Origin of the sequence: Vibrio sp. La 4.2.2, assembly GCF_027586995.1 — a bacterium.
Taxonomy (GTDB): Bacteria; Pseudomonadota; Gammaproteobacteria; order Enterobacterales; family Vibrionaceae; genus Vibrio; species Vibrio mediterranei.
Genome location: NZ_JAPPTJ010000006.1, coordinates 206,469 through 229,292 on the forward strand (window position 1 = coordinate 206,469; position 22,824 = coordinate 229,292).

Here is a 22,824-nt window from a genome sequence, read left to right on the forward strand (position 1 = left end):
CTCTCAATTACTGCGCAAGTTGGTTGTAGGCTTCAATACTCATACCTGCGCTAAAGCCACCGTCCACCCCGATAGATTGACCATTAACAAAGCTGCTGTCTTCAGAGGCCAAGAAGTGGACAACGGCCGCCACTTCTTCAGGCTGAGCAATTCTTCCCATCGGGATCGAACGTCTCTCCATTCTCAGTTGAGGTTCGCCTCCTTTGGCATAAGCACGAGGGGTATCGACAGAGGTGGGACAAACGGCATTGACACGAATCTGTTTACTACCAAGCTCCAAAGCTGCCGTTTGAGTAATGCCAAGCACTGCCCACTTTGAACTAGCTAACGCGCCAAGATAAGGCACACCCTGAGTTCCTGACACCGAAGCAATATTGATGATACTGCTGCCTTTGGGCATATAGGGCACCGCATGCTTCATCGACAATGCTGTCCCTAGTGCGTTGACGGAAAAATTGGCTTCATACTCATCTTTTTTCGATTCCACTATGGTGCTGTAACCATTAGTCGAACCCGCGCAATTCACTAACACGTCGATTTTGCCAAACTTCTCGAAGGTAATAGCCATCAGTTCACTCAGTGACAGCTCATCCGTCACGTCCGCATGAATATAAAGGGCTTCTAGTAACTGCAATTCTTTGTCTGATGCATTAACTCCAGCGATGACCAGCTTTGCACCCGCAGAGCTAAAACGATGAGCAATCGCCTCTCCGATACCAGAGGTGCCGCCAATAATGACAACAACTCTATCTGTTAGCTGAAATGGCACTTTCATTATTAGCCTCTCTTCTATTTTTCACACTGAGATTAAACGAGCTGAGTAACGTGGGTATAAAGTCAAAATGCACTCTATCTCGACCGATAACAGCTGTTGAGTTATTAACTGGAATCGATCCAGTAACACGGAGAAAAAAGTAAGAAACAATTAGAGAGGATGAATAAAGGCTTCCGTGCCTTAAACTGAGTAAAGCGATGAGATTAGAAGAACCAAGTCGCACCAATGCGAACTTCTCGGTTACCGTCTAAGTGTTTCATACGCGATTCACCTGCCGCTTTAAAGAAGTGTTCAGAATAGGTCACGTTACCCCAGATGCTGCCGTCATTGGTAAGTGGAATACCACCTTCAAAGTTCAATTCAAGAGATTGTTCGTTCTTACCGATAGCATTGTTATAGTTAGCGTACTGTGGGTTTACTGTGATGTAAGACCCTTTTTCAGTTAGATAGAAAGAGTTAAACCAATTCGCTTGCCAGCCATTTTCTGAGCGACCATTGTCGTACTCATTCTTCATTACAGCCAAATTTGGATAAGAGACCCAATTTTCAAATGGCGTAATCACTTTAGCCACAGCACCAATAGCAGCAGTTTGCTCTGTGCCTGAGTTCTTAGCTACCCAGTTAGAGCCATAGCTGATGTAGTCCAATGAGAAACCTATTTCTGGGAGTACCTCTAAGCCCGTTGCGTGCACTTGAAAGTAACGAGCTCGAATACGCGACAAACCAAAGTCTTTAGATTTGCCTTGCTGCGCATCCAGATTAGTTTGAAAGTCTGTTTCGAACTGGCCTAAATAGCCAATATCTTCGCTGTATGAACCCGCCATGTTTAACTGTAGGCGAGTCATACCATCTTTACCTTTGGCGCCAGAATCAACTTTAAGATAGGTTTGGGGACGGGTTACATCGGCAGGATCATTCACTTGTGCCTCATCTGCCATTACTTGAGCGCTAGTAACACTCAGTAAGGCAGCAGAAACTATAGAGAAGTGTTTCATTTTCTATTCCTATTGTTATCAATAACTAATAGGAAGTATGAGGAAATCGATTTTTTATCGAAGTAACTACGGGTAATGTAACCTATTTACAGAACGACTAGATTACCTTGCTTTATAGAGGGCCATGCGGATAGGTCCCTACCCTCGTGATTTAGAAATAGACAGCAGAATTAACTTGAGAATAAAAAATAATAACTCATGATAACAGCGTCTTCTCGACCTTGGTCTGATGGGTAATAATCACGACGTCTGTCAACTTCATTAAACCCTTCATCAAGATACAAAGAAACTGCGGCTTGGTTACTTTCTCGAACCTCTAGCCAAGCACTTTCTGCTTCACGAGATTCACACTGTTCTAAAAAGTGATTCAGCAATGCCCTACCGTAACCTTTGCCTTGCTCGCTCGGTGAGACCGCAATATTAAGCAACGAAACTTCACCTACAATGTTCTGTGCATAAAAGTAGCCAACAACGCGTTCGTCGGCCAATAGCACATAATTGAAAGCTCCGCGCCCATTCAATTCGGTAATCATGGAGGCTTTCCAAGGATGGGAGTGTGCCATATTTTCTATGGATAAGATGGCATCTAAGTGCTCAGTATCCATGATTGCAAAGGTAAGATTAGCCATAGCTGCGGATTTGATTCCAAAGTGCACGTCTTTCCATATCATTACCATCAATGTTAGACAGTTGCGGAGAAACGAGTTTTTTCGGGGACGAGGTGAATTGATACTGTTGCGTTAATTGAGCAAAGCGCTCATTTGCCTGTTCTTCTCCAGCAAACCATATCCATTCTGGTATATGTTGACCATCAAGACTAAGTAATTGTTCTGGAACAATATGTAGCGTCTCACTAAGATCCAACTTCATCGCTTTAAGGATCTTCTGATAGAACAGCACATTATCGCCTTGCGGCTTTACTGATGACACAAACAAGAGTCGACAGTCAGGCCGAAGTGACAACGAAGGGCTACTACGCACAGGAATACGCTCAGGGTGAGTTAGTTCCCATGTTTGAACGCCCATTAACTGTAGTTTTATGCTGTCTTGCATGATTGATTTGCGCCAAGTAATTCGCCGTCATAATGACGCGCAGTTTAGCAGAGCTCTATTTGATTACCAAGATATCAACGTGTGGATAAAGCAAAGTGCGGATAAAACAAAGCCTAGCGGTGATGACACAGCGCTAGGCTTGATATTTCACTTTGAACGCTATTACAGACCGTTAAACTCAGGGCAGTAATCCACCAACCCTTTACGGCCCGCAAGCTGTTCGGCCACCGAATCTTCCGTCAATGAACGAACTTGGAATGCACCTTCTGGTACTTCCCACTGACAATGAAGATCATAGTCAGCTGCAGCAGAAAACTGGAATCGTCCGTAATAGCTTGGGTCTCCAAGCACCACACAAGCGGGATAACCGAACTCAGGTAAAGTGGTGAATGCCTCTTCAACGAGTGCAGATGCTACTCCTTGACCCTGGTGTTCCTTGGCAACCGCTAAAGGTGCTAAACCTTGCCATGATAAGTCGTCGCCATCGATAGTGACAGGTGTAAACAACAGATGCCCAATGACTTCACCTTCATCAGAGCACGCTACCAAAGATAACGTTAGACGACCATTTTCTCTCAGTGCCATTACTAAATTGGCTTCTGCATCCGTATCAAATACCGATTTGAGTAATCGGTCAATGGCAAGTATATCGGCCGGCGCTTCAGTTCGAATAAGCATTCGCTACCTCGTTAGGATTTGTTGCAGGCTGCATGCCTTTCTGAACAAAATCCGCTAAATGAGTCAATGCTGAAAGCATTGGTTTCGGTAATGCGTCAAGATCAACGCTATCCATCAAGTTCTTCACTTCTAGGCCTAACTCGGTATCACCTTCAATACTCAAGCGGCGTTGGAAGAATAAAGTATCTGGGTCTTCTTTACGACCCGCAATCAACACTAAGTCATTTAAATTACCGCTAAAACTGACATCTTCCTGCTCGACAGTTTCAGAAACCACCAGCTGTTCATCGCTGTAAGAAATATACCAACTGAGGTTTAGATCACGAATATGAACTTTTAACCATTTTTCTTCGAGAAATTCAAAGTCACCGTCCTCAAGTGCTTCTTTAAAAACGGTTTTTAGTCCTTCAAGCAAAGCTCTATTCTGGATTTTAGTTGGCAGAAAGTGGACTGGAGATCGCAAAATTTGTGCTGCGTTTTTAACTAGTTGACTTCGAATCTTGTCTAACACGCGGTTTTTCCGTTAATTTGTAGTTCAGAAGGCTAATAATACGGCATTAGTACAAAAAAAATCCTGTTGTGCATCAAAAATTTTTTGCTTTCGCCTTTGCCCTTTTCTAACTGATAAATCACAGTTATAGTGTTGGGGTTACTGATATATAAGCTCTCCGGAGAACTGGTAGTACATTGATGTCATCCAAAATGTTAAAGGAATACTTTGCTAAGTTAACATCCAATAGCCCCTTCTTTTTTGCTATTTTGGATGACGAACATCATTACTGTATGGTCAACGACCGTTATTGTGATGTGGCAGGGTTAACACACAGCGACTTAGTTGGCATGAATGACTTGCAAATACTAGGTGAGCGTTTTTATAACCAGTTAAAACCCTATTACGATCGAGCGCTACAAGGCGAGTCGATTGAGGCGGAAGTGACACTCGATGAGTCAGATGTCGAATCCAGCCTGCATTTCAGTGTGTCGCCAATTCTCAATGACGGCGTCATCGAATACATCGTATTCCATGCCATCGACACATCCGAAAAACAGATCCTAACCCGCTCTCTCGAAGAATCAGAAAGCAAATTCCTCAAACTTTCTCAGCTTATCCCAGATGGATTAATTCTGGTTGAAGACGATTGTATTTTATCGGCCAACCCTGCGTCTGCACGTCTATTTGGTTACGCAAAAAGTACCGATTTACTAGGTGAGTCGTTAAATCGCTTACTAAGTAACGAGAAAAATAACAATCGTGTGCAACTCGATTTAGCCAATATCGTTAACGGCACACCACTGCACTTTTTGACCAGTGAGTACTGCGGAACGCAGCGCCGACTGTCACTGCATGTCGATGACGCCAATCTGTTTGGCAATAGCGCTCACTTAGTCCTAATTCAAGATATGGACGAAAAGCCAAACCCAGTGGCTCAAAACAGCAATGAAGACGTCAACATTGATACTCTGACGAAGCTGTACAACCGACTAGGTTTCACCCGTTGCTTGGATCATTTTATTCAAGATAAAACTCCGCTCGTCATGCTGTACCTCGACATTGATAACTTTAAGAACATCAATGACTCTTTAGGGCACCACATTGGCGACCGAGTGATTCAGGAGGTATCTTCTAGACTGAAGCGTCATCTTCCTCAACAATCGGTCCTGGCCCATTTAGGCGGTGATGAGTTTGGGATTATTCTCCCAGAGCCAGAAAGCAACAGCACGGTAGAAATGTTGGCTGAGAAAATCATTGGTCTCATCAACCAACCTTTCGATTTACACCACTTCAGCAAACGCCTTGCTTGCTCCATTGGCAGTGTTCATTACCCAAACGATGGAAATGATGCGCGTATCCTGCTGCAAAATGCCGATACGGCCATGTATGAAGCCAAAGCCAGAGGTAGGAACCGTCTCGTTAAGTTCAATGACCAAATGAACAAAGAAGCGCGGATGCGCCTTTGGTTGGAAATAGAACTGCAAAAAGCGCTACAGCAAAATGGCTTGGAAGTATGGTATCAACCCAAGGTCAATGCCCGTGACTTTAGTATCAACGGTGCAGAAGCGCTAGTTCGATGGAAGCACCCCGTCGAAGGGTATATAAGCCCGGCTTCGTTCATCCCAGTGGCAGAACAAGCAGGACTGATCGAAAGCCTTGGCCGCGTGGTCATGCGTGATGTGTTCAATACCGTCAAACGCTGGAAACTACAAGGTATCTTACCAGGTCGCGTGGCGATCAACTTGTCTCCAGAACAATTTGGCAACCCTAAGCTTATCGATTATATGGAGCGCTTATTACGCAGCACAGGACTGGATCCGAGCTGTATCACGTTCGAGCTCACTGAAAGTGCGGTAATGAGCAACAGTGAACACACATTGCAAATGCTCGATGCCATTAAGAAACTCGGCTTTGCGTTGTCTATTGACGACTTCGGTACAGGATACTCTTCGCTATCCTACTTAGCGCACTTTCCAATAGATGAACTAAAAATCGACCGTGCCTTTATCATGGATATCGATACACTACCAAAACAGCTCACAGTTATCGAAAACATCATCAACCTCGGTAAATCACTCAATCTCTCTGTGGTCGCCGAAGGTGTGGAGACACGCCACCAAGCAACACTACTCTCCAATCTTAACTGTAACTCCATTCAAGGCTTCCACTTCCACCGACCACAGCCTAAGCACGAAGTCGAAGCACTATTTGCGCAAAACCGTCGTCATCGAAATTGACCATATTAACGTTACCTCTTTGGTGTTAATTACGTGTTTATTAAGGTAAACCTGCCTTACATCAAATTCGCTGTTCATAATTGTTCATAAAATGCGGGCTACTGTCAGAAATATGGTAATGAGCATATGGAACTCTTATGCCCAGCAGGGAATTTACCTGCTCTTAAAACTGCAATTGATTGCGGTGCAGATGCGGTTTACATCGGTTTCAAAGATGATACCAACGCGCGTCATTTCGCTGGTCTGAACTTTACGGGAAAGAAACTGGAGCGTGCGGCTCAATATGTTCACGATCGCAATAAAAAGCTACATATCGCGTTGAATACCTTCGCACACCCTAATGGCTTTGAGCGCTGGACTAATGCAGTCGACCAAGCTGCCGATCTTGGTGTCGATGCATTGATTGTCGCCGATATTGCTGTATTGGATTACGCTGCCAATAAGTATCCAGAGTTAGAGTTACACCTCTCAGTACAAGCCTCAGCAACCAATGTGGCTGCTGTAGACTTCTACCATAAAAACTTTAATGTAAAGCGCGTTGTATTACCTCGAGTGCTGTCTATTCATCAGGTAAAACAACTGTCTAGAAACATTACCTCTGATGTCGAGCTTGAAGTATTCGCGTTCGGCAGTCTTTGTATTATGTCTGAAGGGCGCTGCTATTTGTCGTCCTATTTGACCGGTGAATCACCTAATACGGTTGGTGCGTGTTCTCCAGCGAAATACGTGCGCTGGCAAGAAACTGAGCAAGGGTTAGAGTCTCGTCTAAATGACATTCTTATTGACCGCTACGCTCAGGGCGAAAATGCAGGCTATCCGACACTCTGTAAAGGCCGCTTTGAAGCCGAAATAGAAGGAGAGCGTAAGCGCTACCATGCACTTGAAGAGCCAACCAGTTTGAACACTTTGTCTATGCTTCCTGAACTGTTCGCCGCTAATGTCGCGTCGGTGAAAATTGAAGGACGTCAGCGCAGTCCCGCTTACGTTGAACAAGTCACTCGAACTTGGCGCGAAGCCATCGATGCGTATCAACGTAACCCTGAGAACTATCAAGTGAAACCAACCTGGGATCAAGCCTTGGCAAATGTCTCTGAAGGAACCCAAACCACATTGGGTGCCTACCATAGAAAATGGCAGTAAGGAGCAACTTATGAAATACGCATTAGGCCCATTACTGTACTTTTGGCCAAAACAAGACGTTGAAAGTTTCTATGAGCAAGCTAAATCGAGCTCCGCAGATATCGTGTATCTTGGAGAAACCGTGTGCTCAAAACGCAGAGAGATGAAACCAGCACACTGGTTAGATATCGCTAAGGAGCTAAATCTAGCAGGCAAGCAGGTAGTTCTGTCAACAATGGCACTGCTAGAAGCACCAAGCGAAGTTAACATCATGAAAAAGTATATCGATAATGGTGACTTTGCGATCGAAGCCAATGATGTCTCAGCGATTCAACTAGCAAGTGAACACAAAGTTCCATTTGTTGTTGGTCCTGCCGTTAATACCTACAATGCCCACACACTGAAGCTATTTGCCAAACAAGGCATGATTCGCTGGTGTATGCCTGTTGAGTTATCGCGTGAGTGGTTAAGCAACGCTCTAGAGCAAGCCGACAATATTGGTATCCGCGATCAATTTGAGGTAGAGGTCTTTAGTCACGGTTATCTACCGCTAGCTTATTCCGCACGCTGCTTTACTGCTCGTGCAGAGAACCGAGCAAAAGACGATTGCGAAACTTGCTGTATTAAGTATCCAACGGGTCTTCAAGTGGAGAGCCAAGAAGGTCAGTCAGTTTTTAATCTCAATGGTATTCAGACTCAATCTGGTTACCAATACAACCTGATCAATGACCTGAAATCTATGCAAGGTTTGGTAGATGTGGTCAGGCTTAGCCCGCTAGGGTTGGATACCTTCGCTGAAGTTGATCGCTTTAAAGCGAACGAAGATGGCACACAACCGGCCAAAATATTGGATAGGCAATGTAACGGCTACTGGCATCAAATCGCTGGGCTCGATATCAAGCAGATTTAGTCCCCGACTTTAAATAAAAAGACCTCGCTAATACGCGAGGTCTTTTTTATTATGCCGTGACCGGCTTTAAAGCCGTTCTATCAAGCTTACTAATGTCACGCCATATCATCACACCGACTACCAAGCTGATCGCGATGTTAGAAAGTGGGTACGCAACCCAAATACCATCCACTCCCCATAGCTTGGGCATAATGTACAAGAATGGCAACTGAACCAACATATTACCCAGCGTCACGAACAACGCTTTGCGACTATGACTGATCGCTTGATAGTACGCAGCAGCCACCACGATAAAGCCATCTAAGAACATTGAGAATAAGTGGAGGCGAATCCCATTTACGGTGTGCTCAATCAACAGCGGCTCACTCGAGTTAAAGATTGATACCGTTTGATATGGGAACAGGTTTAACACAGTGACAAAAATGGCACCACCTAATACCGCACTCAAAGTCGCAATGTTAAATAGCTTGCGCATATTATCTTGTCTTCTCGCACCATAGTTATAGCTCAGTAATGGCTGCATAGCATTCGCCAGTCCCTCAGCCACAAGATAGTAAAACGCGACGATATAACCCAATATTGCATAGGCTCCCACTAAGGTTACCGAACCATAATCAGCAAACAATCCATTGTGTAGCGCGACCATAAACGAGCCATAGGCATACATAAAGAAACTCGCCAAACCAATAGATATGATTGATGGCAGCATACTAAATTGGAACTTAAGATCGGCTAACGATAAGCGCATCTTAGCTCGACCTGAGAAGAAGTAGGCAAAACCTAGCAGTGTCACTACCGCTTGAGCAATCGCTGTCGCTAACGCGGCACCACGCAACTCCCAATCAAGAACCGCGATAAACCAATAGTCTAAGGCAATATTAATAATGGCCCCCAGCACCATCAACATAGTAGCGGTGTTAGGACTATCATCATTACGTAGCAAAAATGGCACTGCTATCGAGCCCAGCGTAAACACACCACCAATAATCAAGATGTCCAAGTACTGCATAGCCAAGTCATGTACTCGCCCTTTAGCACCTTGAATGCTTAGAAATACATCTGAGTATTGCCATAAAATCACAGCGATAACAGGGCTTAAGGCCACAAGCGCAATTAATCCAGTAGCCAGAGCATTCTTAGCATCTGTAAGCTTACCTTCGCCTTGTTTAATCGAGGCCAGTGCACCAGTGCCCACGCCGACCATCATACCTAGACCAAGAATCGTACCGATAATTGGCCACGCGAGGTTAATGCCGGCTAGGCCATCCCCTCCCATATATTGTCCAATAAAGATGCCATCGACCACTTGGTAAAGACCATTAACCAACATAGCCGCAACGGTCGGAATGGCATAACGCCAGAATTGTTTATAGATTGATTTCTCAGTCATATCATCCAAATAGTTAGTTATCTTAGCTAACTAAATCCTTAAATTTTTATCTCAGTGCTTTGGTCAATAACGTGTCAAGCAAGGCGAACTCCTGCTCGTCTAAATGTGCCCGCAGTTTTTCCGCTACCACACTGTATATCTCAGCTTCCGACATTAGCGGTAATCGTGATTTCTCCGTCAAGGTCACTCGCTTTGAACGCGCGTCTTCGGTACACGATAATCGCTTCACCAAACCTTTACGCTCAAGTCTTTTTACCATATTGGTTGCTGAGGGTTTGGACACCTCTAGTTCTTTTGCCAGATCGGTTAATCGAATCGGCTCTGCTGAAGATTGTATTGCTTTTAAATAATCGTATTCATTGAAGCTCAGGTGCCCTAGTGGGTCTTCTTTGCTGTAGCTACGCCATACTTTCGACGTCAGCCGCTCCATCTTCTCTAAATTAGTTTCTATAGTCATTCATATTAACTATTAATTAGCATAGCTAACTAGTTTAGCTAAATTAGAACTAGAGTCAACGGATAAAAAAACACCAGCGCTAGGCTGGTGTTTTTTTAGCGATGATTGTGAAACGTTCACACTACTGTGAGTCGGTGGTGCTCTCTGCTGCTTGCTTAGCTTCTTGCTTAGCCTGCTCTGCTTGTTGTGCTCTCACAATTTCAAAGATTTTAGTTAACTCAAGAAATGCGTACTTATGCTCGGCATAATCGTAGACATTCTGGGCGATGGCCAGTTTATATAGAGAGACAGCTGCTGGATAATTGCCATCGATTTGATGACGTTTTGCCAAGTAGAAGTAGACTTCAGTGAGTCTTTCCGCTAACACGTTATTGTCTCGGCTGCTAGCGAGAATCGCTTTAAATGCCTGTTCTTCAGAGACTTTATCTAACATCAACGCAACCAGGATCCAGCCCCAATCATTATTACGCGCTTGGTAGCGCTTCTCTAGTGCAATAGCGGCATCTAGTGGACCTGCCTCACGAGAAATGATGTAGAGCCAAAGTGCACGATACGGATCGGCAGGGTTCTCTTGGTAATAACGCGTCATGCCCTCAATCGCTAATGGGATACGATCACCATAGTAAAGCGCAATAGAGCGGTTTCTTAATGCATAAGAGTTTGAAGGGTCAAGCTCTAAACTCGAATCGAAGGCTTCATACGCAGAGTCAAAATCGCCAATTTGGGTAAAGTACTGTCCGACTTGGTTAAAAACGACAGGTTGCGCAGGGTTAAGTTGTAATGACTGATTGAAGTCTAACTGAGCCAAGTCACGTAATCCGAGGCTGTTGTAATAAGAGCCTCGCTCGAAGTGCATTTTTGCTCTGACGTCATTCTCAAGGTCACTGCGCTGCAGAAGCTGTGTCAATCGGGCGACTTGAACTTCGTATTGAACATTTGCCTGTAATGGCACAGCCATTGGTGGGTTCAACCATTGTTCATCTTGTGTTGACGAGTTGGTAGCACAACCAGTCACTGCCACCACTAAGCTTAATCCTAAGATTCGAAACAACTTCACTATATCATTCTCCTTGTACCCACTATGGCGTCGCTATTATTGGCAACATTTAAAGTATCGTTATAGTTGCACAGCGTAATGCGTAGTAGCGGGAATTATCCTTCGCGCATTAAAAAAGGGGGCTATTGCCCCCTCTTTATAGCACGCTTTTTAACGTAATGGTCTAGAAAAGCGAATTATTCTGCGTCAGACGCTGAATTTTCATCCGCTGCTGGAGCTTTCGCTTCAGGTTTTTCCATTGCTTCTTTCATGCTTAGGCGTACACGACCTTGGCGGTCAATTTCAAGTACTTTAACTTGAACTTCTTGACCTTCTTTTAGGTAGTCAGTCACTTTCTCAACACGCTCATGAGCGATTTGAGAGATGTGTACTAGACCATCTTTGCCAGGAAGAACCGTTACGAATGCACCGAAGTCTGCTAGACGAGCAACTTTACCCGTGTAGATCTTACCCACTTCAACTTCTGCAGTGATAGCTTCGATACGAGCGATCGCATCTTTCGCTTGGTCACCGTCAGTTGCAGCGATCTTGATAGTACCATCATCTTCGATCTCGATAGTCGTACCAGTTTCTTCAGTTAGCTGACGGATAACCGCGCCACCTTTACCGATAACGTCTTTGATCTTGTCTGCGCTGATCTTCATTGTGTGGATACGTGGAGCGAATTCAGAGATCTCTTCACGAGCACCAGAGATAGCTTCATCCATTACAGAAAGGATGTGCTTACGTGCACCTTGCGCTTGGTTAAGAGCAATTTGCATGATCTCTTTAGTGATACCTTCGATCTTGATGTCCATCTGAAGTGCAGTGATACCAGTGTTAGTACCTGCTACTTTAAAGTCCATGTCACCTAGGTGGTCTTCGTCACCAAGGATGTCAGAAAGAACAACGAAATCGTCGCCTTCTTTAACAAGACCCATTGCGATACCCGCAACAGAAGACTTGATTGGAACACCAGCATCCATAAGCGCTAGAGACGTACCACATACAGATGCCATTGAAGATGAACCGTTAGATTCAGTGATTTCCGATACAACACGTACTGTGTATGGGAATTCTTCAACAGAAGGCATTACTGCTGCGATACCGCGCTTAGCCAATTTACCGTGACCGATTTCACGACGCTTTGGAGAACCTACAAAACCAGTTTCGCCAACACAGTATGGAGGGAAGTTGTAGTGTAGTAGGAAGTGATCTTTACGCTCACCTGTTAGCTCATCGATGATTTGAGCATCACGCTGCGTACCAAGAGTCGCAGTTACGATTGCCTGCGTTTCACCACGAGTGAACAGTGAAGAACCATGAGTACGTGGAAGAACGCCAGTGCGTACATCTAGTGCACGAACCATGTCTTTTTCACGGCCATCAATACGTGGGTTACCCGCGATGATGCTGCGACGTACCACTGTCTTCTCTAGATCGTGGAAGATAGTGTGGATTTCTTTAGTGTTCGCTTCTGGATCTTCAGCAAGAAGAACCTCGTTAACTTCTGCTGCAATCGCGTGAATGCGATCGTAACGAGCCATCTTCTCAGTGATTTGGTACGCTTCAACAAGCTTAGCTTCTGCTAGCTCAGCGATGCGGTTGTTAAGAGCCGTGTTCTCTTCTGGAGCAACCCAATCCCAAGCTGGAGTAGCAACTTCAGCTGCAAATTCGTTGATTGCTTTGATAACAACTTGCTGTTGGTCGTGGCCGTAAACCACTGCTGATAGCATCTCTTCTTCTGTTAGGTTGTCTGCTTCAGACTCAACCATAAGAACAGCGCCTTCAGTACCAGCAACTACTAGGTCTAGTTTAGAGTTTTCTAGCTCAGTGTTGCTTGGGTTCAGTACAAGTTGACCATCAATATGACCAACACGTGCTGCACCGATAGGACCGTTGAACGGGATACCAGAGATAGCAAGAGCAGCTGAAGTACCGATCATTGTTACCATGTCTGGTTGAACGTTCGGGTTTACAGACATTACTGTCGCGATAACCTGAACTTCGTTTTTGAATGCGTCTGGGAATAGTGGACGAATTGGACGGTCGATTAGACGTGCAGTCAGTGTTTCGCCTTCAGAAGGACGACCTTCACGCTTGAAGAAACCACCAGGGATTTTACCTGCAGCGTAAGTACGCTCTTGGTAGTTTACTGTTAGTGGGAAGAAGTCTTGACCTTCTACTGCTTCTTTCTTACCAACAACAGAAACGAATACTGACGTATCGTCCATTGTTACCATTACAGCTGCAGTAGCTTGACGTGCAATAACGCCAGTTTCTAGCGTCACAGTGTGGTTGCCGTATTGGAACGACTTAACAACTGGTTTTTCGAACATTGTATTTCCTTTTTTCTGGAATCATTCCAGATAATTGATTGTGCGCTCAATGCATTACAAATCGCGACTAGTTCAAACAAACTTCACTTGAAAAAAGTAAGTGTGCTTGGAATAGTCGCGACCCTGCGGTCGACTAAATGGACTGTAATGTACTGAACAGATTGTGACTAAACGAATGCACTTTAGACAACTCTGTTTAGACGGGACGTAGTATAAACTACTTAGTGGAAGTTTTGCCATTAACTAAAGAATTTAGCTAACAAAAAAGGGGCATATAGCCCCTTTTAACAAACTTTCTATGCAGACGCTGATTAGCGACGTAGGCCTAGACGTTTGATTAGGTCTTGGTAGCGAGCTAGGTTTTTACCTTTTAGGTAATCTAGAAGCTTACGACGACGAGAAACCATACGTAGAAGACCACGACGGCTGTGGTGATCGCCTTTGTGTGCTTTGAAGTGACCTTGTAGGTGGTTGATAGAAGCTGTAAGTAGAGCTACTTGAACTTCTGGTGAACCAGTGTCGCCTTCGCCTTGTGCGTATTCTGCAACGATTGCTGCTTTAGTTTCTGCATTCAGAGACATAATTCTCTCCTAATAAGAGTAAGTTTAAAAGTTGTAGCAGCCAATCTCTGATTCAGCCGCTACGCGAAGCGCGAATTATAGGGAATAATTCTAGCTAGAGCAAGGAGTATTCATGGCTCTATTGAGCACTTTCTTCCTCACGGAAAACAACGAGTCGCTTGGGTGCAAGCTTAGCATCGTCATTCATAGCGCCAACGCCGATGAATAAACGCTCTTCACCCATGGTCATGCGTACTGGTGCATCGACTGGTAAGCCTGAAACCTGCACTGGCTGACCATGCTGAAGCAAGTCACCAAGCTCAGGTGATACATTCACTTCTTGAAGATCTTGTACTGCGCTGTCCATTGGCATTAGCAGTGGATCAAGCAACTCGCGCGGCTGACGCTCTTCTCGCTTTGCCTGCTCAAATAACTCGTTAAGCTGCTCTAGGGTCACCATGTTCTCATAAGGATACTTAGCAACAGCAGTACGACGTAGCATAGTTACGTGCGCACCACAGCCTAACATTTCACCGAGGTCATCGACGATAGTGCGGATGTAAGTGCCTTTCGAGCAATGTACTTCCATCTCTACTTCATCACCTTCAAAGCGATGTAGGACAATTTCATACACGGTAATTTTGCGCGCTTCACGAGGAACTTCGATACCTTGACGAGCGTATTCATATAGTGGCTTACCTTGGTATTTCAGTGCAGAGAACATTGACGGCACTTGATCAGATTCACCACGGAACTTGTCTATGCACTCATCAAGAAGCTCAGGTGTTACATTGATATCGCGAGTTTCTACCACTTCACCATCAGAGTCAGAGGTATTGGTACGCTCACCAAGTTTAGCGATAACACGGTAGCGCTTGTCTGAATCTAACAAGAATTGAGAAAACTTAGTTGCTTCGCCCAAGCAAATTGGCAACATGCCAGTTGCTAATGGGTCAAGTGCGCCAGTGTGCCCTGCTTTCTCAGCGAAGTAGATGCGCTTTACTTTTTGCAGAGCATCATTCGATGAGATTCCGGTAGGTTTATCTAGAAGGATAACGCCGTTGACTGGACGTCCCTTGCGACGTCTAGCCATTACTGCTCTTCTCCCTCTGCACCGTTTTCTTCGCTGCGACCTGCTTCGTCTTGCTTACGCTTATCTTCGTTAACCACTTCACTCACTAGGTTAGACATACGCATACCTTCGACAAGCGTGTTGTCATAGTGGAAGCGTACTTCCGGTGTTAGGCGTAGGCGAATGCGCTTACCTAGCATCATGCGAATGTGAGCTTCGTGTTCACGAAGGGCTGCTAGGCTCGATTCTGGAGTCTGTTCACCAACACATAGGAAAGTAACGAATACTTTTGCGTATGCGAGGTCACGAGAGACTTCTACGTCTGAAATCGTCACCATACCTAGGCGAGAGTCACGAACTTCGCGTTGAAGAATAAGAGCAAGCTCTTTTTGTAGTTGCTGCGCAACACGTTGTGTGCGGCTAAATTCTTTTGACATTTCTTTTCTCACTATAGAAAGAATGGGGGGATGGTATTAACCAGCCCCCCATGGCGTATTCAACAACCATCAATACTCAAGTTAAAAACTGAGTAACGATTTTGTCAATTAGTCTAGAGTACGTTTGATTTCAACGATTTCGAATACTTCGATTTGGTCGCCAACGCGAACATCGTTGTAGTTCTTAACGCCGATACCACATTCGTAACCGTTCTTAACTTCTTGAACGTCATCTTTGAAACGGCGTAGAGATTCTAGCTCACCTTCGTAGATTACAACGTTATCACGCAGTACGCGGATAGGGTTGTTACGCTTGATAGTACCTTCAGTGACCATACAACCAGCGATTGCGCCAAGTTTTGGAGACTTAAATACGTCACGTACTTCTGCAAGGCCGATGATTTCTTGCTTGAACTCAGGAGCAAGCATACCGCCCATTGCTTGTTTCACTTCATCAATCAATTGGTAAATGATTGAGTAGTAACGAAGGTCTAGGTTTTCTGTTTCAACTGCACGACGAGCAGATGCGTCAGCACGTACGTTGAAGCCTAGGATGATAGCGTTAGATGCTGCTGCAAGTACTGCATCAGTTTCTGTAATACCACCAACACCAGAACCTACGATGTTTACTTTAACTTCGTCAGTAGACAGTTTCAGTAGCGAGTCTGCGATTGCTTCTACAGAACCTTGTACGTCTGCTTTCAGTACTACGTTAAGCTCAGCAACATCACCAGCTGTCATGTTAGAGAACATGTTTTCTAGTTTCGCTTTTTGCTGACGCGCAAGTTTCACGTCACGGAATTTACCTTGACGGTAGTTTGCTACTTCACGAGCTTTACGCTCATCACGTACTACAGTTGCTTCATCACCTGACGATGGCACACCAGACAGACCTAGGATTTCTACAGGAATAGAAGGACCAGCTTCTGTTACCTCTTTGCCTAGTTCATCACGCATTGCACGCACACGGCCGTATTCTTGACCACATAGTACGATGTCGCCTTTACGTAGCGTACCAGATTGAACTAGGACTGTAGCAACTGGACCACGGCCTTTATCTAGGAATGATTCTACAACCACACCAGATGCCATGCCGTCAGCAACCGCTGTTAGCTCAAGTACTTCTGATTGAAGTAGGATAGCTTCTAGAAGACCGTCAATGTTAGTACCTTGTTTCGCAGAGATGTGAACGAACATGTTCTCACCGCCCCACTCTTCAGGAATAACATCGTACTGTGCCAGCTCGTTCTTAACGTTATCTGGGTTCGCGTCTTCTTTATCGATCTTGTTTACAGCAACGATTAGAGGTACACCTGCTGCTTTCGCGTGCTGGATAGCTTCAACCGTTTGTGGCATTACGCCATCGTCCGCAGCAACTACAAGAACAACGATATCTGTCGCTTGAGCACCACGAGCACGCATAGCAGTAAACGCCGCGTGTCCTGGAGTATCAAGGAAGGTGATCATACCGTTTTCAGTTTCAACGTGGTATGCACCGATGTGCTGTGTAATACCACCCGCTTCGCCAGAAGCAACGTGTGTACGACGAATGTAGTCAAGTGTTGAAGTCTTACCGTGGTCAACGTGACCCATGATAGTAACAACTGGCGCACGAGATACGGCTTCAGACGTTGCGTCACGATCAGACAGTACTGCTTCTTCCAGTTCGTTCTCTTTACGAAGAACAACTTTGTGACCCATTTCTTCAGCAACAAGTTGAGCTGTCTCTTGGTCAATCACTTGGTTGATTGTCGCCATTGCACCCATCTTCATCATCACTTTGATGACTTCAGTGCCTTTAACTGACATCTTCTGAGCTAGCTCAGAAACCACGATTGTCTCACCAATTACAACGTCTTGCTTAGCAACGGTTGCTGTCTTATCGAAGCCGTGCTGCATAGAAGTTGGTTTAGCCAACTTACCTTTCTTGCCACGTTGGTTACGACCACCGCGACCACCACGTGAATCATCACGCTCTTGTGCAGATTTCTTCTTACGACGACGAGGTGCTTTCTCTTCGCTGCGGTCTTGAGCGTCTTCCGCTTCACGAGCGTAAGTTGAAGTCGTTGTGTGATAGTCAGCTTTTTCGCTGTCTTTTGACTTCTTCTCTTCCTCAGACCAACGAGCTGCATTTTCTTCAGCTAGTTTACGAGCTTCTTCTGCTAGACGAGCCGCTTCAGCTTCTGCCTTGCGTTGCGCCTCTTCTTCTTGACGGCGCTTCAGCTCGTCCGCTTCTTTCTTCGCTTCAGCATTCTTTGCGTTCATTTGTTTCTTAGCCTTTTCCGCTTCGTCGCGCTTTTCTGCTGTTGATTCTGCATTGCGTTTCTCATCCGCTTCACGTTTTGCTTTTTCCTCAGCTAAACGTTTTTCTTCGGCTTCTCGCTTCGCTTTCTCTTCAGCTTCGCGCTGTGCTTTTTCTGCAGCTTCACGTTTGGCTAGCTCTTCGGCTTCACGTTGTGCACGCTCTTCCGCCTCACGATTTGCTGCTTCCTCAGCTTCACGTTTTGCTTGCTCGTCGATCGCACTGCGTTTTACATAAGTGCGCTTCTTACGCACTTCTACCTGTACATCTTTGCTCTTACCGCCACCTGCAGAAACAGATAACGTGCTACGAGTCTTACGTTGTAGTGTAAGACGTGTAGGCTCAGCATCGCCCGATGTATCACCATGTTCTTTTTTCAGGTGAGTAAGAAGCGTTTGCTTCTCCTCATCATTCACCTGATCGCTCTCTGATTTGTTAAGACCAGCATCAGCAAGTTGTTCAATTAGGCGATCCACTGGCGTACCAATTTCTTCGCTAAGTGCTTTAACCGTAAGTTTTGTCATGCAACTACCTCCTTGCTGATTATTATTCTTCGTCGCCGAACCAACAGATGTTACGTGCAGCCATGATTAGCTCGCCTGCGCGCTCTTCTGTTAGCCCTTCAATACCCTCTAACTCGTCTACACCTTGGTCTGCAAGATCTTCAAGCGTAGCTACACCTTTGGCAGCTAGTTTAAATGCCATTTCACGCTCAAGACCTTCTAGTGCTAGTAGGTCTTCTGCTGGTTCAACACCTTCAAATGACTCTTCTTGAGCAAGCGCAAGTGTAGTTAGGGCATCTTTTGCACGGCTACGAAGTTCTTCTACAAGCTCTTCGTTTAAGCCGTCGATTTCTAGAAGCTCATTCACTGGCACATATGCCACTTCTTCTAGTGTTGAGAAGCCTTCTTCAACCAGCATTTCTGCAAAGTCTTGCTCGATGTCGAGGTGCTTCATAAAGTTGTCGATAGAAGCGATAGCTTCTTCTTGGTGTTTCTTCTGTAGGTCTGCAACCGTCATTACGTTCAGTTCCCAACCCGTTAGTTGAGACGCTAGACGTACGTTTTGACCGCTACGACCGATAGCTTGTGCTAGGTTGTCTGCTTCAACAGCGATATCCATAGAGTGCGCGTCTTCATCAACGATGATAGAAGCAACATCCGCTGGAGCCATTGCATTAATAACAAACTGTGCTGGGTTATCGTCCCAAAGCACGATATCGATACGCTCACCGCCAAGTTCACCAGAAACAGCTTGAACACGCGCACCACGCATACCAACACACGCACCCACAGGGTCAATACGACGGTCGTTAGTTTTCACGGCGATCTTAGCGCGAGAACCAGGATCGCGAGCTGCGCCCTTAAGTTCAATTAGCTCTTCTGCAATTTCCGGCACTTCAACACGGAATAGCTCTGCAAGCATTTCAGGCTTAGAACGAGTAATGAATAGTTGGAAACCGCGAGCTTCTGGTGCAACTTTGTATAGAAGACCACGTACACGGTCCCCCGGACGGAAGTTTTCACGAGGTAATTGATCATCGCGCAAAATAACCGCTTCAGCGTTGTTACCAAGGTCTAGGATAATAGTGTCACGGTTAACTTTCTTAACCACACCAGTCACTAGATCGCCTTCGTTATCAATGAACTGCTCAACGATTTGTGCACGCTCAGCTTCACGTACTTTTTGCACGATAACTTGTTTAGCAGTTTGAGTCGTAATACGGTCAAACGTTACAGAATCGATTTCTTCTTCTACAAAGTCACCAACCTGAATAGATTCATCATCGAATTGAGCTGCTTCAATTGAGATTTCTTTTGTTGGGAACTCAACTTCTTCTACTGCCATCCAACGGCGGAATGTTTCGAATTCGCCCGTTTTACGATCGATAGCTACGCGCACATCAATTTCGATTTCGTGTTTCTTTTTCGTTGATGTTGCTAGCGCAATTTCTAGCGCTTCAAAAATACGCTCACGAGGAACAGCTTTCTCGTTAGAAACTGCTTCTACTACCGCTAAAATTTCTTTACTCATTTATCTAGCCTCTAAGCTTTTATTATTAGGGACCTAAAATTTAGGGATCAGGTTTGCTTTAGAAATGTTACTCAGTGCCATTTCTTCTTCGTTGCCGTCAACAATGATTGTGACAGTCTCGCCTTCAATAGATTGGATTGTACCTTTCCATTTACGACGGTTACCCACAGCCATTTTCAGAACGATGCTGACCTCGTGACCAATAAATTGTTCGTAGTGTGCTGCTTTGAAAAGTGGTCTTTCTAAGCCTGGTGAAGACACCTCTAGGTTATAAGCCACCGTAATTGGGTCTTCAACATCCATTACTGCACTTACTTGATGACTTACTTCTGCGCAAGCATCAACAGTAATACCATCTTCATGGTCGATATAGATACGAAGGGTAGAATGCTCACCAGCACGGATGAACTCTAAACCAACAAGCTCGTAGCCAAGTGCCTCAACAGGCGCTTCGAGCAATTCTGTAAGTTGTCTTTCTAAACCAGTCATTTAACCACTCCAGAAACAAAAAAAGGGCATATAGCCCAATTTAAATTCCAAGCATTTATTCGAGCGTTTCAAAAAGCTCAAATAACAAAAAACCCCGAAAGTCGGGGTTGTTTGTTGCTGGACCCTGATCACTAAGAAAAAGTAACACTCTACACATAGTAGTCAGTGTTTTCTTAGTGTGCAGTGATTTTTTCACACTGCTAAACTTGCAATCCATCAACACTTAGAAAGTATTGGTTGCGGGGGCCGGATTTGAACCGACGACCTTCGGGTTATGAGCCCGACGAGCTACCAAGCTGCTCCACCCCGCGTCCGACTTGCTGAGCATTATACGCTCACCAAACTGTATTACAAGTTTATAAATAATGGTGCCGAGAGAGGGACTCGAACCCTCACACCAAAGGCACTAGCACCTCATGCTAGCGTGTCTACCAATTTCACCATCTCGGCATTTAAGTTAATCGTCTAATAAATAGCAATTAACTTATTGAGGGATTTCATCACTGCTTTTAGCAGGAACATCACTCGCTGCATCAACTTGCTGTTCAACAACTTGACCTTGAGAAGGGTCAACCCATTGAGACTCACCTTTGTGAGTGTACATGTTGCCAAGTACTAAGCTGATAACAAAAAATACGATTGCAAAAATTGCAGTCATTCGGGTTAGGAAATTCCCTGAGCCACTAGCACCAAACACAGTGTTTGACGCGCCAGCACCGAATGAGGCTCCCATATCTGCGCCTTTACCTTGTTGAATTAACACTAGGCCAATAACACCAAGCGCAGCCAACAGGTAAATCACAAGTAGAACTTGAATCATTTGTCCACCTATGTTCCAAATTGTTGAGCCAGCGCCGCTTTCATTGCTACATGCATTAAAAACCTGGCTATGACCTCCTAAGAGAAGGCGGTGGCAATACTAGCGAATGCCGCACTGACTGACAAGAGAAAAATGACAAAAATCTTTCGCCGAGCCGTTAACCGCTCAAAAAAAAGGCGAAAGCTCAATTATCGTAAAGAAGAAGCGGTTAATCATATAGAAAACAAACAAGAACCAAAAGCAATTTTTGGTTCTTGTTAAATACGATAGCCTGCGAAGGTTAGCAGTTTTCTTTTACAATATCGGCAATGTACTGAGCTGAGTCGTTAACCAAAGTTTCGTCCTCACCTTCAACCATAACTCGCAGCAGAGGTTCAGTACCTGATTTACGCAGAAGTACTCGACCTTTATCACCTAGATCTGCTTCTGCTTTCTTCACCGCAGCAATAACAGCATCCGCTTCCAATGGATTTGCATCACCGCTAAAACGAACATTAATCAGTACTTGCGGATAAAGCATCATGCCACTTGCTAGTTCATTGAGTGACATTTTCGCACCAACGATAGAAGCCAGTACTTGCAGTGCCGCAACAATCGCATCACCAGTGGTGACTTTATCAAGTAGAATAACGTGCCCAGAGTTTTCAGCACCAATACGCCAACCTTTCTCTAACAGTTGCTCCATTACATAACGGTCACCAACTGCTGCGCGAACAAAAGGAATTCCTAACTGCTTAAGACCGTTTTCCATCCCTAAGTTGGTCATCAATGTACCAACAACACCGCCTTTAAGTTCACCGCGGCGCAGTGCATCACGAGCAATAATATAAGCGATTTGGTCGCCATCGACTTTATTGCCTAGGTGATCAACCATAATAATACGGTCACCATCACCATCAAACGCTAAGCCAATATCTGCTTTTTCAGCTACCACTCGAGCTTGTAAGGCACGTACATCCGTTGCACCAACTTCATGGTTGATGTTCGTTCCATTTGGCTCAACACCCATCGTAATGATATCAGCACCTAATTCGGCAAACACAGACGGTGCAATTTTGTACGTCGCACCATGAGCACAATCTAGAACGATTTTTAATCCCGCTAGGCTCAGATCATGTGGGAAAGTACTTTTACAAAACTCAATATAACGGCCAGCGGCATCATTTAGACGGCTTGCTTTACCCAACTCAGCAGATTCAACACATTCAATATCTTTGTCGAGCTCTTCTTCAATAGCCAGTTCAATCGCGTCCGGCAATTTCGTGCCTTCCGAAGAGAAGAACTTAATACCGTTGTCGTAATATGGGTTGTGTGACGCTGAAATCACGATACCAGCTTCGGCACGAAACGTCTGAGTAAGGTATGCAACGGCTGGCGTTGGCAATGGGCCTGTGAAAATAGCTTTTAGACCAGCCGCAGAAAGACCAGCTTCCAAGGCAGACTCCAACATGTAGCCAGAGATTCGAGTATCTTTACCGATGATAACCTTTTTAGTGCCTTGTTTCGCAAGTACTCGGCCGGCAGCCCAACCGAGTTTTAGTACAAAGTCTGGAGTGATCGGAAATTGACCGACCTTTCCACGAATACCATCAGTACCAAAATAACGTCGTTGTGACATAGTATTTCCC

At 45.0% G+C, this 22,824-nt stretch carries 21 protein-coding genes and 2 tRNA genes; 3 read left to right on the plus strand and 20 right to left on the minus strand.

Annotated elements, in window-relative coordinates; translation table 11 throughout:
- Positions 1 to 7: 7 nt before the first annotated feature.
- From OH456_RS15525 to ubiT, 6 genes are all read right to left on the minus strand, one after another.
- A complete protein-coding gene (locus OH456_RS15525; protein ID WP_270033812.1) occupies positions 8 to 775 on the minus strand; it encodes an SDR family NAD(P)-dependent oxidoreductase in 768 nt (255 codons plus the stop codon).
- Positions 776 to 978: 203 nt separating this feature from the next.
- Positions 979 to 1,770: a hypothetical protein gene (locus OH456_RS15530; protein WP_006072003.1), complete on the minus strand. Its 792-nt coding sequence runs from the start codon at positions 1,768 to 1,770 to the stop codon at positions 979 to 981.
- Between the two features lie 170 nt (positions 1,771 to 1,940).
- A complete protein-coding gene (rimI, locus tag OH456_RS15535) occupies positions 1,941 to 2,399 on the minus strand; it encodes a ribosomal protein S18-alanine N-acetyltransferase (RefSeq protein ID WP_006072005.1) in 459 nt (152 codons plus the stop codon).
- A complete protein-coding gene (locus OH456_RS15540; protein ID WP_124940663.1) occupies positions 2,392 to 2,823 on the minus strand; it encodes a DNA polymerase III subunit psi in 432 nt (143 codons plus the stop codon). The genes rimI and OH456_RS15540 overlap by 8 nt, the downstream gene beginning before the upstream one ends.
- 162 nt (positions 2,824 to 2,985) lie before the next feature.
- Positions 2,986 to 3,501, minus strand: a complete 516-nt coding sequence (locus OH456_RS15545; protein ID WP_006072009.1) for a GNAT family N-acetyltransferase — start codon at positions 3,499 to 3,501, stop codon at positions 2,986 to 2,988.
- Positions 3,485 to 4,012, minus strand: a complete 528-nt coding sequence (ubiT, locus tag OH456_RS15550; protein ID WP_006072010.1) for a ubiquinone anaerobic biosynthesis accessory factor UbiT — start codon at positions 4,010 to 4,012, stop codon at positions 3,485 to 3,487. Before ubiT ends, OH456_RS15545 begins: the two co-directional genes overlap by 17 nt.
- Positions 4,013 to 4,191: 179 nt before the next feature.
- Here ubiT and OH456_RS15555 point away from each other — a divergent pair, with 179 nt between their 5' ends.
- From OH456_RS15555 to OH456_RS15565, 3 genes are all read left to right on the plus strand, one after another.
- Positions 4,192 to 6,231, plus strand: coding sequence for a sensor domain-containing protein (locus tag OH456_RS15555; RefSeq protein WP_006072012.1), 2,040 nt, complete (start codon positions 4,192 to 4,194; stop codon positions 6,229 to 6,231).
- Between the two features lie 126 nt (positions 6,232 to 6,357).
- On the plus strand, positions 6,358 to 7,371 hold the full coding sequence (ubiU, locus tag OH456_RS15560; protein WP_038225488.1) for a ubiquinone anaerobic biosynthesis protein UbiU: 1,014 nt from the start codon (positions 6,358 to 6,360) through the stop codon (positions 7,369 to 7,371).
- A gap of 10 nt (positions 7,372 to 7,381) precedes the next feature.
- Positions 7,382 to 8,260: a U32 family peptidase gene (locus OH456_RS15565; protein WP_031494832.1), complete on the plus strand. Its 879-nt coding sequence runs from the start codon at positions 7,382 to 7,384 to the stop codon at positions 8,258 to 8,260.
- Positions 8,261 to 8,309: 49 nt separating this feature from the next.
- On the opposite strand, the gene OH456_RS15570 is transcribed toward OH456_RS15565, so the two are convergent.
- The 14 genes from OH456_RS15570 to glmM form a co-directional block, all read right to left on the minus strand.
- A complete protein-coding gene (locus tag OH456_RS15570; RefSeq protein WP_124940662.1) occupies positions 8,310 to 9,650 on the minus strand; it encodes an MATE family efflux transporter in 1,341 nt (446 codons plus the stop codon).
- Between the two features lie 46 nt (positions 9,651 to 9,696).
- Entirely contained in the window at positions 9,697 to 10,107 is a 411-nt protein-coding gene (locus OH456_RS15575) for a MarR family winged helix-turn-helix transcriptional regulator (protein WP_031494136.1), read from the minus strand.
- Between the two features lie 121 nt (positions 10,108 to 10,228).
- Entirely contained in the window at positions 10,229 to 11,164 is a 936-nt protein-coding gene (nlpI, locus tag OH456_RS15580) for a lipoprotein NlpI (RefSeq protein ID WP_031494135.1), read from the minus strand.
- 176 nt (positions 11,165 to 11,340) lie between these two features.
- Entirely contained in the window at positions 11,341 to 13,482 is a 2,142-nt protein-coding gene (gene pnp / locus OH456_RS15585; protein ID WP_006072022.1) for a polyribonucleotide nucleotidyltransferase, read from the minus strand.
- A 311-nt stretch (positions 13,483 to 13,793) separates the two neighbouring features.
- The gene (gene rpsO / locus OH456_RS15590) at positions 13,794 to 14,063 is read right to left on the minus strand and encodes a 30S ribosomal protein S15 (protein ID WP_005380094.1); all 270 of its coding nucleotides are present in this window, start codon (positions 14,061 to 14,063) and stop codon (positions 13,794 to 13,796) included.
- Between the two features lie 118 nt (positions 14,064 to 14,181).
- Entirely contained in the window at positions 14,182 to 15,135 is a 954-nt protein-coding gene (gene truB / locus OH456_RS15595) for a tRNA pseudouridine(55) synthase TruB (protein WP_038225493.1), read from the minus strand.
- Positions 15,135 to 15,551 (minus strand): 30S ribosome-binding factor RbfA, encoded by a 417-nt coding sequence (gene rbfA / locus OH456_RS15600; RefSeq protein WP_006072035.1) that lies wholly within the window; start codon positions 15,549 to 15,551, stop codon positions 15,135 to 15,137. Before rbfA ends, truB begins: the two co-directional genes overlap by 1 nt.
- Before the next feature lie 108 nt (positions 15,552 to 15,659).
- Positions 15,660 to 18,377 (minus strand): translation initiation factor IF-2, encoded by a 2,718-nt coding sequence (infB, locus tag OH456_RS15605; protein WP_171388989.1) that lies wholly within the window; start codon positions 18,375 to 18,377, stop codon positions 15,660 to 15,662.
- Positions 18,378 to 18,399: 22 nt separating this feature from the next.
- Complete coding sequence (nusA, locus tag OH456_RS15610; RefSeq protein WP_270033817.1) at positions 18,400 to 19,887, minus strand: transcription termination factor NusA; 1,488 nt, start codon at positions 19,885 to 19,887, stop codon at positions 18,400 to 18,402.
- A gap of 33 nt (positions 19,888 to 19,920) precedes the next feature.
- A complete protein-coding gene (gene rimP / locus OH456_RS15615) occupies positions 19,921 to 20,376 on the minus strand; it encodes a ribosome maturation factor RimP (protein WP_006072042.1) in 456 nt (151 codons plus the stop codon).
- A gap of 234 nt (positions 20,377 to 20,610) precedes the next feature.
- Positions 20,611 to 20,687: transfer RNA gene (locus tag OH456_RS15620), tRNA-Met, on the minus strand.
- Between the two features lie 55 nt (positions 20,688 to 20,742).
- Positions 20,743 to 20,826, minus strand: a tRNA-Leu gene (locus OH456_RS15625).
- A gap of 34 nt (positions 20,827 to 20,860) precedes the next feature.
- On the minus strand, positions 20,861 to 21,196 hold the full coding sequence (gene secG / locus OH456_RS15630) for a preprotein translocase subunit SecG (RefSeq protein WP_006075643.1): 336 nt from the start codon (positions 21,194 to 21,196) through the stop codon (positions 20,861 to 20,863).
- 280 nt (positions 21,197 to 21,476) lie between these two features.
- A complete protein-coding gene (gene glmM / locus OH456_RS15635; RefSeq protein ID WP_006075645.1) occupies positions 21,477 to 22,814 on the minus strand; it encodes a phosphoglucosamine mutase in 1,338 nt (445 codons plus the stop codon).
- Positions 22,815 to 22,824 lie beyond the last annotated feature (10 nt).

Excerpts from the sequence above, each read along its gene's own strand:
- OH456_RS15525 (WP_270033812.1), bottom strand. The coding sequence starts at position 775 with ATGAAAGTGCCATTTCAGCTAACAGATAGAGTTGTTGTCATTATTGGC.
- OH456_RS15530 (WP_006072003.1), bottom strand. The coding sequence starts at position 1,770 with ATGAAACACTTCTCTATAGTTTCTGCTGCCTTACTGAGTGTTACTAGC.
- rimI (WP_006072005.1), bottom strand. The coding sequence starts at position 2,399 with ATGGCTAATCTTACCTTTGCAATCATGGATACTGAGCACTTAGATGCC.
- OH456_RS15540 (WP_124940663.1), bottom strand. The coding sequence starts at position 2,823 with ATGCAAGACAGCATAAAACTACAGTTAATGGGCGTTCAAACATGGGAA.
- OH456_RS15545 (WP_006072009.1), bottom strand. The coding sequence starts at position 3,501 with ATGCTTATTCGAACTGAAGCGCCGGCCGATATACTTGCCATTGACCGA.
- OH456_RS15555 (WP_006072012.1), top strand. The coding sequence starts at position 4,192 with ATGTCATCCAAAATGTTAAAGGAATACTTTGCTAAGTTAACATCCAAT.
- ubiU (WP_038225488.1), top strand. The coding sequence starts at position 6,358 with ATGGAACTCTTATGCCCAGCAGGGAATTTACCTGCTCTTAAAACTGCA.
- OH456_RS15565 (WP_031494832.1), top strand. The coding sequence starts at position 7,382 with ATGAAATACGCATTAGGCCCATTACTGTACTTTTGGCCAAAACAAGAC.
- OH456_RS15570 (WP_124940662.1), bottom strand. The coding sequence starts at position 9,650 with ATGACTGAGAAATCAATCTATAAACAATTCTGGCGTTATGCCATTCCG.
- OH456_RS15575 (WP_031494136.1), bottom strand. The coding sequence starts at position 10,107 with ATGACTATAGAAACTAATTTAGAGAAGATGGAGCGGCTGACGTCGAAA.
- pnp (WP_006072022.1), bottom strand. The coding sequence starts at position 13,482 with ATGTTCGAAAAACCAGTTGTTAAGTCGTTCCAATACGGCAACCACACT.
- rpsO (WP_005380094.1), bottom strand. The coding sequence starts at position 14,063 with ATGTCTCTGAATGCAGAAACTAAAGCAGCAATCGTTGCAGAATACGCA.
- truB (WP_038225493.1), bottom strand. The coding sequence starts at position 15,135 with ATGGCTAGACGTCGCAAGGGACGTCCAGTCAACGGCGTTATCCTTCTA.
- rbfA (WP_006072035.1), bottom strand. The coding sequence starts at position 15,551 with ATGTCAAAAGAATTTAGCCGCACACAACGTGTTGCGCAGCAACTACAA.
- infB (WP_171388989.1), bottom strand. The coding sequence starts at position 18,377 with ATGACAAAACTTACGGTTAAAGCACTTAGCGAAGAAATTGGTACGCCA.
- nusA (WP_270033817.1), bottom strand. The coding sequence starts at position 19,887 with ATGAGTAAAGAAATTTTAGCGGTAGTAGAAGCAGTTTCTAACGAGAAA.
- rimP (WP_006072042.1), bottom strand. The coding sequence starts at position 20,376 with ATGACTGGTTTAGAAAGACAACTTACAGAATTGCTCGAAGCGCCTGTT.
- secG (WP_006075643.1), bottom strand. The coding sequence starts at position 21,196 with ATGATTCAAGTTCTACTTGTGATTTACCTGTTGGCTGCGCTTGGTGTT.
- glmM (WP_006075645.1), bottom strand. The coding sequence starts at position 22,814 with ATGTCACAACGACGTTATTTTGGTACTGATGGTATTCGTGGAAAGGTC.